The sequence below is a fragment of the Streptomonospora wellingtoniae genome (assembly GCF_031845375.1).
Lineage (GTDB): Bacteria > Actinomycetota > Actinomycetes > Streptosporangiales > Streptosporangiaceae > Streptomonospora > Streptomonospora wellingtoniae.
In genome coordinates, this window is record NZ_JAVREK010000013.1 from 29,237 (window position 1) to 44,398 (window position 15,162).

Here is a 15,162-nt window from a genome sequence, read left to right on the forward strand (position 1 = left end):
ATACCGCTTGGTAAGCGCTTACCGGTGTGGTGAGTATGGCAACGGACACACAGGGTGGCAACCCGTCTTCGCGCAGTCGCCGAGACCCTGCGAGGCGACCTGCGACGACAGAGGAAAACGATTCAGGGCGCTCCGGAGGGCGGGCAGAGGCGATCCCTTCGGCGCGGCGCGCGCCCGGCGGGCCCCGGCACCGCGGGGCCCGCCTGCGCGGGAACGGCGGTCAGCGCACGACGACCGGCGTGCCGTTGGTGACGTGGCCGTTGGCCCACAGCCAGTCCATGGCGGGCAGGCTCACCCGCACGCAGCCGTGGGAGGCCGGGTAGGGCGGCACCGAGGAGTAGCCGTGCACGGCGATCCCGCCGTTGAAGTACGCGGGGCGGTACAGCGACCCGAGCGGGCCGTCGTCCCAGCCGTCGACGCGGCGGAAGACCCCGTACTCGCCGGCGGGCGTGACGGCGACGTTGGTCTGCCCCTGCGAGGTGTAGGTCTCGCCCGACCCCGTGGAGGTGTTCAGCACGTGCCGCACCTCGCCGTCGCGGACCACCAGCAGCAACTGGCGGTCCAGGTCCACTTCGAGGACCTCGCCCGAAGAGCTGTCCGCCTCGGGAACAGGGCCCTCGGCGAGCGCCGCCCGGGTGTCGGGGCCCACGACGCCGTCGCGGGCGATCCCCGCCGCCTTCTGCGCGGCGAAGACCGCCTGGCTGGTCCGGACGTCGAACTCGCCGTCGACCGGCCCCAGCCAGTAGCCCAGCTCTTTCAGCCGCCGCTCGACCTCGCGCACCGCCGATCCGGAGTCGCCCACGCTGAGCAGCGGCTTCCCGGTCTGCTGGGACTCGGCCGCCGGAAGCGCCGCGGAGGGGACCGCCGCATGCGCCGTCGCGCTCCACCCGCCCGCGGCCACGGCGGCGAAGGCAAGGCAGGCCATGATTCTTGTGCATTGGACACGGATGCCCGGCTTATGTGCGTCCATGAGCGCCTTTTACCCGCCCGTGACTCCGCCATGACGCTGAGAACACCTCCCGGCACTCAGGGCATCCGGCACCGGCGGCCCCCCGCCGGCCGCAGCGCGGCTTTCCTCGTGCGCAACCGGTTGCCGCCGGCGCAAACCCGCTCTCCGCGGCCGGATCAGGCCACACGGCGCCCGCATCGAGGGCGGGCGGCGCCGGTCGGCTACTCCGGCGGGAAGCTGGCGAAGTAGGACGCCGCCATGTCCTCGTCGCCGTGGCCGGACTCGGCGGCGCGCAGCAGGCGGTTCTCCGACGCTGCGGCGAGGTCCGCGCGCAGGCCCGCGTTCTCGGCCGCTTCGCGGACCAGGCCGGCGTCCTTGGCCGCGTTGGCGACCGAGAAGCTGGGCGTGTAGTCGCCGGTGAGCACGGCCTCGGCCTTGGCGTGCAGGTAGCCGCTGTCCAGCGGGCCGCCCGAGACCAGGTCGAGGAAGGCCCGCGGGTCCACGCCCAGGCCCTCGGCGAGCGCGACCGCCTCTCCCGTGGCCGAGCTCAGCGCCAGCACCCAGCTGTTGACGACCAGCTTCAGCCGGCTCGCGTCACCGACCCGGCCCGCCGCCAGGGTGCGCGAGCCGATGGCGCCGAACACGGGCGCGGCGCGGCGGCGCGCCCGCTCCGGGCCCGCGGCCAGGACCGTGAGCGTCCCCTGCTCGGCGGGTGCGCGGGTGCCCAGCACGGGCGCGTCGAGGAACTCCAGGTCCAGCTTCGCCGCCCGCGCGGCCAGGCGATCGGTGGCGGCCGTGCCGACGGTCGTGGTCTGCGCCCAGACCGCGCCCCGGGGCGGCGCGAGGCCGACCATCAGGGACTCGACCGCGTCGCCGCCGGTGAGCATCGTGACGATGACGTCGGCGTCGGCGACGGCTTCGTCCGGGCTGTCGGCGACCGTGCAGCCGTACTCCGCCAGCGGCCGGGCCTTGGCTGCGGTGCGGTTCCAGACCCGCACCGGCAGTCCCGCGGCCGCGATGTTGCGGGCCATGGGCGCGCCCATGATGCCCGTTCCGAGAACGGCGACGCGGGGTGGTTCGTTCGGCGGTGTCGAAGGCTCGGTTGCCTCGCTTGCGTCCATGCCGGCTAGCTACCCGCGCGCAGGCCCGGCATCCCGCAAGCAGAGGCCGCCGACCCGCCCCGCGCGGCCCGGCCGGCCGACCTGGCCCCCTGGTCCGGCCCGAGGCGATGCGTGCGCGCACCGGCGCGGAGGCCCCCGGGTAGGCGCGGGAATCGGCACAGCTCCGCCGAACCCGGTGGACACTCGACGGTGAACTCCGACCTCATGCGATTTCGGATCGGCGCGAATGGCCATTGCGAGCACCCGAATCATGGGAGCATCGGCCGAGCGAGAGCCCTGAGGCGCCCACGCGGTCCACCGGCACCTTCTCACTCTGTGTTACAAGAAGGAACACCAGCCGATCCCCCTCTCATCCCGCCAGAGTCGCTCGGAGGAGTCCGCCGCCCATGGATCGAGGACGCACCGGAACGGGTCGCACGCGCATGTGCGCGTTGGCGCTGGCCGCCTTCGCGGCCGAGTACACCCTCTGCGGCGGGACCGCCCACGCCGCGGCGCCGCAGGTGGACGGTTCCGCCCCCGGCGCCCCCGCGGCCGACTCGCAGCCGGGCGGCCCCGCGGATGCTCCGGCAGCGACCGCGCCGGAGGGTCCGCCGGAGGAACCGCTCGACGCACCGCCCCCTCCCCCACCGCCGGAACAGCTCGGCGCCCCGCACCCGCCGGAGGCGCCGGAACCGCTCGACACCCCGCACCGTCCCCGGCCGCCGGACTGGCCGGTGGTGCCCGAGTGCCCCGACATGCCGGGGCCGCCGCACTGGACGGACTGGCCGGGTCCGGTGGACTGCGCGCAGGCGCCCCCTCCGCCGGAACCCGCGCCGCCGTCTGAGCCCGCACCGCCCGCGCCTCCGCCGGAGCCCACCGTTCCTCCGGAACTGCCCGAGCCGTCCGCCCCTCCGCAATCGCCCGCTCCGCCGGGACCCACCGCTCCCCCGGAGCCGCAGATCCCGTCGGAGGCGCCCGATGTTCCCGGTCCCGAGCCGGCGGACGCCCGGCGGGTAGCTCCGCCGCAGCCCGCCGCAGCGGACGACACGCGTCCGCCGCGGCCGACGGCTCCGCCGAGCACGGCGACGCCGTCATCCCCTCAGCCGCACCGGCCCGACGATCCCCCGCTGTTGGGGGCGCCGCTGTTCGAGTCCGCGGAGAGCGGCGGGACCGACGGGTTCGAACCGATGCACATCATGGTGTTCGCCGTGCTGATCGCCGTGACAGGCGCCGTGGGTTCCTCCGCCCGCCGCTGACCCGCCCCCGGCAAGCGCGTGCGGTCCCGGAGTCCGCCCCCACCGCACCGGACTCCGGGACCGCGGCCTTCCGGCCGCCGCTCAGCCGACCGCAGCGGCGGCGTCGACGCGACCGAAGCCCTCCAGCGCATCCTGGAACGCTCCGGAGTCGGTCGCCAGCACACCCGTGTAGGGGTTGTCCAGCAGGAGCAGCAGCACGAGGGTGGCTCCCACGAACCCCAGGTTCACCAGGGCCCAGAAGAGCCGGCTCCGCGTCCGCCGCACCTGCATGCCGAAGGGCAGGACCACCACAGCCAGGCCGCTCACGGCGGCGGCCAGGGTGACGAAGCGGGGGATGGTGTCGGCGGCGGAGTCGGCCCGCTTCACACGCGCTTCGCCGAGCTCGGTGACGTTCTGCCGAGCGTGCATATTCTGCAAGGCCGCGGCCGGCTCGTCGCCCGGCACCTCGTTGACGCTCATGCGCAGCCGGTCCAACGCGCCCGAGGCGCTCTCGGAGAGCTCGCGGTCGCCCCGCATCGACGGCCAGTCCTCGCGTACGACGGCGCGGACGTAGTCGCGCACGTCGGCACGTACCCGTGCCCCGTGCTCGTCGGGGAACGCGGCGGTGTTCCAGTAGAGCGCGGTGGCGTAGCCGGCCTCCTCGATGGCGTCCTCCGCCGCGCCGTGGTTGTTCTCCCAGCCGATGACCAGGCCCATCGCCAGGGCGATGAGGAAGATGGACAGTACGCACGGCGCGATGAGGGTGCCGATGGGCCCGTCGGAGTCGTCGCTGGAAATGGCGAACTTCCGCGCCACCACGATTCCCACGACCAGGAGCAGGGCGAGGACGGCGAAGACCACGATGAGGCTGACGGTCATGGTTCTCCTGACGAGGGGTGCCGGGGTCGGGGGAAGCGGCGCCCGCGGAAGGCGCCCGCCTGGCCGCTGGGACATCTCTGCGACCCGATTGCGATTCTCCATGCCGGGGCGCGACGCCGGCGGAACTGCGGAACCGCGCTCCCTATCCGCGGCCTGCGATCCGGACACCGCTCGATCCCGGTTTTCCACGCGCACCAACGGCGGTACCTTGCCGAATGCGATCGGGATTTCGGTTCACGGGGGCATGCCGACGCTCGACCGCCTGCACCCACGTCCGCGGGCCCTCCTGGTCAGGGAGTTCGGCGCACACGGACCTGGCCGCCAGGTTCGCGCCGCATGCGCCGCGAATCCCCGCATTTTCGTTCGCAGCCGACCTGTCGCCGCGAATCACCGCATTCCATAGCGGAGCGGAATCGGGTTCAACGAAACCGGCCGGTACGGAGTGCGGCGGGCCTGTCAGCGGAATTCCGGCGCAGTTCGGCCCGATCCGCCGAGCGGGCCGCCGCTTGCGGATGACGGCGGACGGCGAGGACGCGCGGCGACCCCCATCTCCCCCTTCCCGGCCGGTTCGGGGCCCGAGCAGGCGCACCAGCCGCCCGCACCCATTGCACCCCGCATGTGATGCGCGTAACATCCGGCTGGTCGAATCGGTTCGACTCCAGGAGGCAGGCGTGCGAATATCCGACGTCGCCCGGCATGCCGGGGTGTCGCCCAGCACCGTCTCCTACGTGCTCAGCGGCAAGCGGTCGATCTCGCCGGCCACCCGCCGGAGGGTCTTGGACAGCATCGACGTACTCGGCTACCAACCGCACGCCGGCGCACGCGCCCTGGCCAGCAACCGCTCGAACGTCATCGCTCTGGTGGTCCCGCTGCGCCCCGGCATCCACGTGCCGGTGGCCATGCAGTTCGCGGTCTCGGTGGTCACCAGCGCCCGCGACCGCGAGCACGACGTCCTGCTGCTCACCCAGGCCGAGGGCGAGGGCGGGCTGCGCCGCGTCGCCGGGACCTCGATGGTCGACGGCATCATCGTCATGGACGTCGAGGTCGACGACGCCCGGATCCCCACCCTGCGCTCGCTGTCCCACCCTTCGGTACTCATCGGCGTTCCCGCCGAGACCGAGGGCCTGACCTGCGTCGACCTCGACTTCGAGGCCGCCGGCCGCGCCTGCGCGGCGCACCTCGCCGCGCTGGGCCACCGCGAGATCGCGCTGATCGGCCAGCCGCCCTCGGTCTATGAGCGCCGCACCGGCTTCGCCGAGCGCACGGTCGCCGGGTTCCGGGCCGAGGCGCACGAGCGCGGCATCGGCAGCGCCGTGGTGCCCTGCGACGCCGCGCCGACCGCGGTCGCCGCCGCCGTCACCGGACTGCTCGGTGAGCGCCCCGGTGTCACCGGGCTCGTCGTGCACAACGAGCCGGCCGTGGCGCCGCTGCTCGACGCCGTACGCGGCCTGGGCCGCGAGGTCCCCGCCGACATCTCCGTCGTGGCCATCGCGCCCGACGACGTCGCGACCGAGACCTCGCCGCCGCTGACCTCGGTGAGCCTGCCCGCCGAAGAGGTGGGCGGGCGCGCCGTCTCCCTGCTCATGGACAAGCTCGACGACTTAGGACCCCCGGAAGTGACCCTGCTTCCGCCGCGCCTCGTGCCGCGGGCGAGCGCCGCCGCTCGACCCGCCCTGCCCTGAACCGGCCCCTACCCCGTTCCGCTTCGCACCAGGCCCCTCGTCCCGCCCACATCGCCCCGCCGGCCGCCCGAGCGCGGCGGCACCGTCCCCCTTCCCGTCCGTCAGCGCAATCGAAGCGCTTCGACACACGCAAGGAGCGCCCCATGCCATCAGCACCGACCGGCCGCAGCCCGCACCTACTGCGCGGCTCCTGCGCCCTGGCCGCCGCCGGCCTGCTCACCCTGACCTCGGCCTGCGCGGGCGGAGGCGGCGAGGAGGAGGTCACCTCGCTCACCGCCATGGACTACAACCTCGCCGAACCGCAGAACGGCACCACCCAGAAGATGCTCGATGAATGCGGCCGGCAGTCCGGGGTCGAGATCAAACGCGACGCCCAGCCCCGCGACCAGCTCATGCCGCGGCTGCTGCAGAGCGCCTCGCAGCAGGAACTGCCCGACCTGATGCTCCTCGACAACCCCAACCTCCCACAGATGGCGGCCACGGGCGGGCTGCTGCCGCTCGACGAAGCGGGCTTCGACACCGGCGGCTACTACCCCAGCGTGCTGGAGGTCGGCACGCACGAGGACACCCTCTACGGCATCGCCCCCGGTGTGAACGGGCTCGCGCTGTTCACCAACACCGCCATGCTGGAGGATGCCGGCGTCGAGCCGCCGCGCACCTGGGACGGGCTGCGCGGCGCCGCCGGCGACCTCACCCGGGGAAAGACCAAGGGCCTCGCGTTCTCGGCCATCGGGCACGAGGAGGGGACCTGGACCTTCGAGCCGTTCCTGTGGAGCAACGGGGCGACCCTCACCGAGCTGGACTCGCCTGAGGCGGTCGAGGCGCTGGAGCTGTGGTCGGACCTGGTCGAGGAGGGCTCGGTCTCGCAGTCGGCGGTCAACTGGTCGCAGGCCGACGTCAACGACCAGTTCCTCGGCGAGCGCGCCGCCATGATGATCAACGGCTCCTGGCAGCTCCCGGTGCTCGACGAGGAGGGCGCCGAGTACGACGTCGTCCCGCTGCCGGTGCCAGGGGAGGGGGCCGACCCCGCCACCCCCATGGGCGGCGAGGTCTGGGCCGTCGCGCGCAGCGGCGGGGAGCGCGAGAAGAAGTCCGTCGAGGTGCTGCAGTGCCTGCTCAGTGACGAGAACATGCGCGAGTGGGCCGAACTGAACGCCTACGTGCCCGCCAAGGAGGAGGCGGCCCAGCAGCTCGCCGAGGACGACCCGCGGATGGCCCCGTTCGTGGAGTCGGTGCCCACCGCCCGGTCGCGCACCGCCCAGCTGGGCGAGGACTACCCCGACGTCTCCGCCGCCATCGCCGACGCCGTGCAGGAAGCGCTGGCCGGATCGGGCTCGGCTGAGGAAGCACTGGCCACGGCGCAGAAGTCGGTTCCGGAGTCCTGATGCCCGCCCGGGTCGGCTTCCTCGCGCCCATCGTCCTCTACCTGGCCGTCTTCTTCGGATACCCGCTGGCCGCCAACTTCACCATGGCCCTGCGGGAGTACTCGGCCGCGTCGTTCTACACCGGGGAGGCGCCCTTCGTCGGGCTCGCGAACTACGCGGCGGTGCTGAGCGATCCGCTCTTCGGGACGGCGATGGCCAACACGGCCGTGTTCACCGTCGCCTCGCTGGCATTCCAGTTCGGCATCGGGCTGGCTCTGGCGGTGTTCTTCCAGCGGCACTTCCCGCTCAACGGGGTCCTGCGCTCGCTGCTGCTGATCCCGTGGCTGCTGCCGCTGGTCGTCTCGGGCACGGTCTGGCGCTGGATCTTCGACCAGGAGTACGGGGTGCTGAACCAGACCCTGCTCGGCCTGGGCGTGATCGACGCCGCGGTGCCCTGGCTGTCGAGCACGGCGATGGCGCTGCCGTCGGTGACGGTCGCCAACATCTGGGTCGGCATCCCGTTCAACATGGTCATCCTCTACGGCGGGCTGCAGAGCATCCCCACCCAGCTCTACGAAGCGGCGGCCCTGGACGGCGCGGGCCCCTGGCAGCGGTTCCGGCACGTCACCTGGCCGCTGCTGCGACCGGTGAGCGCGGTGGTGCTGATGCTCGGCCTCGTCTACACGCTGAAGGTGTTCGACGTGATCATGGTCCTCACCCAGGGCGGGCCGGCCAACGCCACCCAGACCCTGACGACCTGGTCCTACTCGCTGTCCTTCGGCGAGCTGGACTTCGGCCTCGGCGCGGCCGTGGGCAACCTGCTGATCCTCATCGCGCTGGTGTTCGCCGTGTTCTACCTGCGCGGGCTGCGCACGGCCGGGGCGGCGCCGACGAGAGGGAGGAGGTAGCCGTGGCCGTTCACCGGAGGGTGCGCACCGCCTTCACCACCGTCGCGGCGCTGGTGATCGTCGGGGTGCTGCTGTTCCCGCTGTACTGGATGGTCAACGCCTCGTTCCAGCCGGCAACCGGACTGCTGGAGACACCGCCGCGCTGGTTCCCGGTCGGCGGGACGCTGGACGGCTACCGCCAGGCCGTCGAGAGCCAGGGGCGCTCGCTACTGAACAGCGTGATCGTGGCGGCGGGCACCGTGGCGCTGACACTGGCGCTGTCGGTGCCGGCGGCCTACGCCCTGAGCAGGTTCCGCGTACCCGGGGCCGGTGTGCTGCTGTTCGCGCTGCTGCTGGTGCAGATGGTGCCCGGCATCGTGATGGCCAACTCGCTGTACGCGGTCATGAATCAGACCGGTCTGCTGAGCACCTACGCGGCGCTGATCCTGGCCGACTCGACGGTCGCCGTGCCGTTCGCCGTGCTGATCCTGAGGGCGTTCATGGTCACCATTCCCGCCGAGCTGGGGGAGGCGGCCATGGTCGACGGCGCCGGGCAGGGGCGCGTGCTGTGGTCGGTGGTGCTGCCCGTGAGCCGCAACGCGATCATCACCGCGGCCCTGTTCGCATTCTTGTTCGCCTGGGCGGACTTCCTGTTCGCGGTGACGCTCAACGCCGACGACTCCGTCATGCCGGTGACGGTCGGCATCTACCGCTTCATCGGCGCCCACACCGCCGACTGGAACGGGGTCATGGCAACCGGCGTGATCGCCTCGGTCCCCGCCGCGATCCTGCTCGTCCTCGCCCAGCGCTACGTCGCCGCCGGTGTCACCGGCGGCGCGCTCAAGGACTGACCTCTCGCTGTGCCGCGCCGTACGGCCCGGACCCTCCGGCGCCCGCACCGGCGCGGCACAGCCCGACCCGCGACCGCCCCGACCGGCCCCATCCACCGCCGCCCCGCCACGCGAGCCGGGCGGCCCGCGCCGGACGCACCCGCGCCGGCTGAGCAGGAAGGACTTGCGCGTGCTGCACGAGATCGACGGCGGCATCGAATGGCACGGAGGCCACCAGGTCGTCCGGGTCGAACCCTGGGGCGCCGACAGCGTCCGAGTGCGGGCCGGGCTCCACCGGCTGCGCTGGGACATCCCCGGTGCCCTGAGCGAGCACCCCGGCACGGAGGGGAGGATCGGCGTCGAGGGCGGCACCGCCCGGCTGGCCAACGGCGGGATCACCGCCGAGGTCGGCGAGGACGGAATGCTGCGGTTCCTGCGCACCTCGTCGCGCGAGGAGCTGCTCGCCGAGCAGCGGGCGCACTTCTGGTGGCCGGGCCCGCGCGCCTACACCTCCACCGGCAACGGCTACTACCGCATCGAGCAGCGCTTCGCGGCCTACGAGGGCGAGCGGGTCTTCGGTCTGGGCCAGCACACGCACGGACTGTTCGACCAGAAGGGCGCTGTCGTCGACCTGGTCCAGCGCAACGCCGAGGTGTCCGTTCCGTTCCTGGTCTCCTCGCGCGGCTACGGCCTGCTGTGGAACAGTCCCGCGGTGGGCCGGGTGGAACTGGCGGGCAATGGGACTCGCTGGGTCTCCGACAGCGCCCGCCAGATCGACTACTGGATCACCGCCGGGCCCGACCCGGCGTCGGTCATGGCCAGCTACGCCGACGCGACCGGGCACGCGCCGATGCTGCCGGAGTGGGCGTCGGGGTTCTGGCAGTGCCGGCTGCGCTACCGGACCCAGGAGGAGCTGATGGAGGTGGCGCGCGAGCACCGGAGGCGGGGACTGCCGTTGTCGGTGATCGTCGCCGACTTCTTCCACTGGACCCACCTGGGCGACTGGCGGTTCGACCCGCTGGAGTGGCCCGACCCCGAGGGCATGGTGCACGAGCTGCGGGAGATGGGCACCGAGCTGATGGTGTCGGTGTGGCCCTCGGTCAGCCCGCTGTCGGAGAACTTCGCCGAGATGCAGCGGCGCGGGCTGCTGATCGCCACGGAGCAGGGTCCGCCGGTGCACGCCGACTGGGCCGACAAGGGCGTCGAGGGCAAGGTGCAGGTCTCCTTCTACGACGCCACCGACCCCCAGGCGCGCGCGTTCGTCTGGGACAAGGTGCGGCGCAATTACTACGACCTGGGCATACGCCTGTGGTGGCTGGACGCGTGCGAGCCCGAGATCAAGCCCGGCCACCAGCACAACCTGCACTACAGCGCCGGGCCGGGCGACGAGGTGGCCAACATCTACCCGGCCGAGCACGCGCGCGCGTTCTACGAGGGCATGCGCGCGTCCGGGGAGTCGGAGGTGGTGACCCTGTGCCGCTCGGCGTGGGCGGGCAGCCAGCGCTACGGCGCCGCGCTGTGGTCGGGCGACATCCCCGCGACGTTCGCGTCGCTGCGCACGCAGATCCGCGCCGGACTGAACGTGGCGATGTCGGGCATCCCGTGGTGGACCACCGACATCGGCGGGTTCCACGGCGGCGATCAGGAATCGCCGGAGTACCGGGAACTGCTCGTGCGCTGGTTCCAGTACGGCGTGTTCTGCCCGCTGCTGCGGCTGCACGGGTTCCGCGAGCCCTTCGTCGACCGCCTGGACCCGCAGATGACGGGCGGACCCAACGAGGTGTGGTCTTACGGCGAGGAGGTCTACGAGCGCCTCCGCGACCTGCTGTTCCTGCGCGAGCGGCTGCGCCCCTACGTCATGGAGCAGATGCGCGCCGCCCATGAGACCGGCATGCCGCCGATGCGCCCGCTGTTCGTGGACTTCCCCGCCGACGAGCGCGCATGGGACGTCGGCGACTCCTTCATGTTCGGCCCCGACCTGCTGGTGGCCCCGGTGGCCGAGTACGGGGCGCGCGAACGGGAGGTGTACCTGCCGGAGACCACGCGCTGGCGCGACCCCCACAGCGGTGACGTGCTCTCCGGGGGCGGTGCGGTGCTGCTGCCCGCTCCGCTGGAGCGCGCGCCGGTGCTGGTGCGCGAAGGCGCCTCAGTGCCCGTGGCCGGCTGACCCCCTGGTCCCGCGGCCGACCGCTCCGGCGGTGGGCCGGGCGGGGCGCGCGGCCGCCGACCTCCTCCGGCGGCCGCGCGCACCACACGAGGGCCCGTGCCGGACCCGGGCACGGCCCGCAGGACCAGCAGGACCCGAGAAGAACGGCATTCCGAACGACGCCCGAACCACGACGACCGGAACCACCACGAAGCGAGGTAGCACGGTGAAACCGAGCATCCCCCCACCGCCCACGCCCTCAGGCCCGCCTCCCCCGGCCGCCTCCGCTGCAGCGCGCGCGGCCGCGACCGTAGGCGGTGCGCTCCGCCGCACGGCCGCGGCGGCCCTGGCGGCAGTCCTCGCGGCGGGCGCGGCCGCGTCCCCCGCCTCGGCCGACGACCTGCCCTTCCGAGATCCCGACCTGCCCGTCGACGAGCGGGTCGCCGACCTGCTCGGGCGACTGACCCGCGACGAGAAGATCGCGATGCTGCACCAGTACCAGCCTGCCGTCCCGCGCCTGGACGTCGCCGGGTTCCGCACGGGCACCGAGGCGCTGCACGGCGTCGCGTGGCTCGGTGAGGCCACCGTGTTCCCGCAGTCGGTGGGCCTGGGCGCCACCTGGGACACCGGCCTGGTCGAGCGCGTCGGCGACGCGACCGGCACGGAGATGCGCGGGTTCCACGCCCAGGACCCCGCAGCGCACGGGCTCAACGTGTGGGCGCCGGTGGCCGACCCGCTGCGCGACCCCCGCTGGGGGCGCAACGAGGAGGGCTACTCCGAGGACCCCGCCCTCGTCGGCGACATGGCCACCGCCTACACCGGCGGGCTGCGCGGGGGCGACGACTTCTACCTGAAGACGGCGCCGACCCTGAAGCACTTCGCCGGCTACAACATCGAGGACAAGCGCGACCGGATCTCGGTCACCGTCCCGCCGCGGGCGCTGCACGAGTACGTGTACCCGGCGTTCCGCCCGGCCGTCGAGGCCGGCAACGCCACCGGCGTGATGGCCGCCTACAACATGATCAACGGGCGGCCCGCCCACGTCTCCCCTCTGCTGAAGGACGTGCGCTCCTGGTCCGACACCCCGACCATGATCGTCAGCGACGCCTACGGTCCCTCCAACGTCGCCGGCAGCCAGGGCTACTACGAGACCCACGCGCAGTCGCACGCGGCGATGCTGAAGGCGGGCATCGACAGCTACACCGACCAGGACACCGACTCCTCGCTGACGGTCGACGCGGTGAACGGGGCCCTGGAGCAGGGCCTGATCACCGGGGCCGACATCGACCGCGCGGTGGGCCACAGCCTGTCGGTGCGTTTCCGGCTGGGCGAGTTCGACCCGGACTCGCGCAACCCCTACGACGACATCACCCCCGAGGCCATCGACTCCCCCGAACACCGCGAGCTCGCGCGCGAGGCGGCCACCGAGCAGATGACGCTGCTGAAGAACGACGGCGCGCTGCCGCTGGACCCCGAGCGCGACTCGGACGTGGCGGTGGTCGGGCCGCTGTCCGACACGCTGTACGAGGACTGGTACAGCGGGACGATGCCCTACGAGGTCACCCCGGCGGGCGGGATCGCCGACCGGCTCGGCGACGCCGGATCGGTCGCCACGGCCGAGGGCGCCGACCGAATCCGCCTGACCACGCCCGGCGGAGGCACGGTGACCGCCTCCTCCGGCGAGGACGGGGGCGTGCTGCGCGTGAACGGCTCCGAAGGCGGAGAAGGTGCCGATGCCCAGGCCATCAGCGTGTTCGAGTGGGGCGAGGGCGTGGTGACCCTGCGTACCGAGGCCAACGGCAAGGTCGTGGGCCTGGGCGACGGCAACCGGCTGTTCAACGACCAGGAGCAGCCGAACGGGTGGTTCGTCCAGCAGCTGTTCCGCTTCGAGGAGGTCGGCGACGGCCAGGTGGTGCTCAAGTACGACGGCTACGACGAGTGGAACCGGAAGTACGTGTCGATCGGCGAGGACGGCGCGCTGACCGTCGACGCCGACACCCCCGGGCAGGCCGCGCGCTTCGAGCCGGAGACGCTGTCCAGCGGCACCGACGAGGCGGTGCGGAAGGCCTCCGGCGCCGACGCGGCGGTGGTCGTGGTGGGCAACATGCCCTTCATCAACGCGCGCGAGACCGACGACCGCGAGGACATCGCCTTGCCGAAGGCGCAGCGGGAGCTGGTCCGCGCGGTCACCGAGGCCAATCCGAACACGGTCGTCGTGCTGGAGTCCAGCTATCCGCAGGCCGTGCCGTGGGCGCAGGAGAACGCTCCGGCCGTGCTGTGGACGTCCCACGCCGGGCAGGAGACCGGCAACGCTCTGGCGTCGGTCCTCTTCGGCGACGCCAACCCGGCGGGGCGGCTGCCCCAGACCTGGTACCGCTCGGTCGACGACCTGCCGGACATGGGCAACTACGACGTCATCGACTCGGGGCACACCTACCAGTACTTCGAGGGCGATCCGCTGTACGCGTTCGGGCACGGGCTCTCCTACACCGAGTTCGAGTACGGCGCGCCCGAGCTGGACCGCCGGCGGATCGGCGAGGACGGCGCGGTGACGGTGCGGGTCCCGGTCACCAACACCGGCGACCGCGACGGCGACGAGGTGGTCCAGCTCTACACCAGCCAGAACCGCTCGCGGGTGAAGCAGCCGCTCAAGGAGCTGCGCGACTTCGAGCGGGTGCACGTCGAGGCGGGCGAGACGGTCACCGTCCAGCTGGAGGTCGACGCGGCCGACCTGGCGTTCTGGGACGTCACCAGCGGGTCGATGGTCGTGGAGAGGGCGAGCCACGACGTGCTGGTCGGATCGTCGTCGGCGGACATCCGGCGCACGGCCCGCATCAGGGTCGACGGCGAGCGCATCCCGCCCCGCGACCTGGCGGCGCCGACCCGCGCGGCCGACTTCGACGGCTACTCCTCCGGCGCCGAACTGGTCGACGAGTCCAAGGCGGAGGGCACCTCCGTCGCGGGCTCCGCGGGCGACTGGATCTCCTTCGAGGATGCGGACCTGCGCCGTCTGGAGTCCTTCATCGCTCGGACCGCCCGGGCCCAGGGCGGCGCGGCCGGCGTCGAGATCCGCCTGGGCTCCCCGGACGGCCGCCTGCTGGGCACCGCCGAGGTGCCCGCCACCGGCGACGAGTACGAGTACACCGAGGTCGCGGCCGAGCTGGAACGGGTCGGGGGAAGGCACCGCGACGTGTACCTGGTGTTCACCGGAGACCTGCGCCTGAGCACGTTCTCCCTGGACGGGCGCTAGAGGTTCCGCCGCCCGCCCGCGCCGGGCCCCTCACCACGCAGGCGAGGGGCCCGGTACCGCCGGTGCGGCCCGGCGGCGCGGTGACGCGACGCGCCCGCGGCCGTGTCCGGGTCCGATGTCGGGCCGGGCGCCGCCTCACGGTTCGCGGACGTCGTAGTGCAGGAAGACCGTGCCGTTGGCGAAGCGGCGCTCGTCGCGCAGGGTGAGGCCCAGGCGGACGCCGTCCGGAAGGGCGCGGGTTCCTCCGCCCACCACGGCGGGGACGAGGAACAGCTGGCATGTGTCGACCAGGCCTGCGCGGAACGCCTGGGCCGCCAGCGTGGGGCCCGAGACGGCGAGGTCGCTGCCGGACTCGGCCTTGAGCCGGCGGACGTCGTCGGGGTCGAAGCGCCGCTCGATCCGCGTCCGGGCGGTCACGGGCGCGTCGAGGGTCGCGGAGTAGACGACCTTGTCGGCGGCCTGCCACACGTCCGCGAAGTCGCGCGCCTGCGGTGACTGCGCGGCCAGGGACGGGTCGGTATCCCAGCCCGTCATCATGTCGTACATGCGGCGGCCGAGGAGGTGGGTGCCGATCGGGCGCGCCAGGTCGTTCACGAACGCGTGCACCTCGGCGTCGGGCACCGCCCAGTCGAAGTTGCCCTGGGTGTCGGCGACATAGCCGTCCAGCGACACGAGCATCGAATAGACCAGGTCGGCCACGGCGCCCTCCTTGTTCGGCCCCGCGGCGGCGGTGCGGGGCTGTGCCGCGAGCCTACGGTGCGGTGCCGACGAACGGGCCGAGGCGCGCGCCGGATGCCGCGCACCCGGCCCGGCACGGCCCACCCCTGGTGCGCCCGCACG

Annotated in this window: 11 protein-coding genes; 7 read left to right on the forward strand and 4 right to left on the reverse strand. The window is 73.0% G+C overall.

Annotated features, from left to right (window positions below):
- Window positions 1–220: 220 nt before the first annotated feature.
- Together RM446_RS13725 and RM446_RS13730 are read right to left on the reverse strand one after the other, a co-directional pair.
- On the reverse strand, window positions 221–925 hold the full coding sequence (locus RM446_RS13725; protein ID WP_311545665.1) for a L,D-transpeptidase family protein: 705 nt from the start codon (window positions 923–925) through the stop codon (window positions 221–223).
- A 245-nt stretch (window positions 926–1,170) separates the two neighbouring features.
- On the reverse strand, window positions 1,171–2,070 hold the full coding sequence (locus RM446_RS13730) for an NAD(P)-dependent oxidoreductase (protein WP_311545666.1): 900 nt from the start codon (window positions 2,068–2,070) through the stop codon (window positions 1,171–1,173).
- Between the two features lie 1,109 nt (window positions 2,071–3,179).
- On the opposite strand from RM446_RS13730, the gene RM446_RS13735 reads away from it, so the two are divergent.
- A complete protein-coding gene (locus RM446_RS13735; RefSeq protein ID WP_311545667.1) occupies window positions 3,180–3,305 on the forward strand; it encodes a hypothetical protein in 126 nt (41 codons plus the stop codon).
- A gap of 81 nt (window positions 3,306–3,386) precedes the next feature.
- On the opposite strand, the gene RM446_RS13740 is transcribed toward RM446_RS13735, so the two are convergent.
- Complete coding sequence (locus RM446_RS13740; RefSeq protein WP_311545668.1) at window positions 3,387–4,163, reverse strand: bestrophin-like domain; 777 nt, start codon at window positions 4,161–4,163, stop codon at window positions 3,387–3,389.
- Between the two features lie 671 nt (window positions 4,164–4,834).
- Between RM446_RS13740 and RM446_RS13745 the strand changes: the two genes are divergently transcribed.
- From RM446_RS13745 to RM446_RS13770, 6 genes are all read left to right on the forward strand, one after another.
- A complete protein-coding gene (locus RM446_RS13745; RefSeq protein WP_311545669.1) occupies window positions 4,835–5,845 on the forward strand; it encodes a LacI family DNA-binding transcriptional regulator in 1,011 nt (336 codons plus the stop codon).
- 143 nt (window positions 5,846–5,988) lie between these two features.
- Entirely contained in the window at window positions 5,989–7,230 is a 1,242-nt protein-coding gene (locus RM446_RS13750) for a sugar ABC transporter substrate-binding protein (protein WP_311545670.1), read from the forward strand.
- A complete protein-coding gene (locus RM446_RS13755) occupies window positions 7,230–8,117 on the forward strand; it encodes a carbohydrate ABC transporter permease (RefSeq protein ID WP_311545671.1) in 888 nt (295 codons plus the stop codon). Before RM446_RS13750 ends, RM446_RS13755 begins: the two co-directional genes overlap by 1 nt.
- A 2-nt stretch (window positions 8,118–8,119) precedes the next feature.
- The gene (locus RM446_RS13760) at window positions 8,120–8,947 is read left to right on the forward strand and encodes a carbohydrate ABC transporter permease (protein ID WP_311545672.1); all 828 of its coding nucleotides are present in this window, start codon (window positions 8,120–8,122) and stop codon (window positions 8,945–8,947) included.
- Between the two features lie 169 nt (window positions 8,948–9,116).
- On the forward strand, window positions 9,117–11,093 hold the full coding sequence (locus tag RM446_RS13765) for a glycoside hydrolase family 31 protein (protein WP_311545673.1): 1,977 nt from the start codon (window positions 9,117–9,119) through the stop codon (window positions 11,091–11,093).
- A gap of 205 nt (window positions 11,094–11,298) precedes the next feature.
- Entirely contained in the window at window positions 11,299–14,322 is a 3,024-nt protein-coding gene (locus tag RM446_RS13770; RefSeq protein WP_311545674.1) for a glycoside hydrolase family 3 protein, read from the forward strand.
- A gap of 135 nt (window positions 14,323–14,457) precedes the next feature.
- Here RM446_RS13770 and RM446_RS13775 read toward each other — a convergent pair whose 3' ends face one another.
- On the reverse strand, window positions 14,458–15,021 hold the full coding sequence (locus RM446_RS13775; RefSeq protein WP_311545676.1) for a dihydrofolate reductase family protein: 564 nt from the start codon (window positions 15,019–15,021) through the stop codon (window positions 14,458–14,460).
- Window positions 15,022–15,162: the final 141 nt, after the last annotated feature.

Excerpts from the sequence above, each read along its gene's own strand:
- RM446_RS13725 (WP_311545665.1), bottom strand. The coding sequence starts at position 925 with ATGGCCTGCCTTGCCTTCGCCGCCGTGGCCGCGGGCGGGTGGAGCGCG.
- RM446_RS13730 (WP_311545666.1), bottom strand. The coding sequence starts at position 2,070 with ATGGACGCAAGCGAGGCAACCGAGCCTTCGACACCGCCGAACGAACCA.
- RM446_RS13740 (WP_311545668.1), bottom strand. The coding sequence starts at position 4,163 with ATGACCGTCAGCCTCATCGTGGTCTTCGCCGTCCTCGCCCTGCTCCTG.
- RM446_RS13750 (WP_311545670.1), top strand. The coding sequence starts at position 5,989 with ATGCCATCAGCACCGACCGGCCGCAGCCCGCACCTACTGCGCGGCTCC.
- RM446_RS13755 (WP_311545671.1), top strand. The coding sequence starts at position 7,230 with ATGCCCGCCCGGGTCGGCTTCCTCGCGCCCATCGTCCTCTACCTGGCC.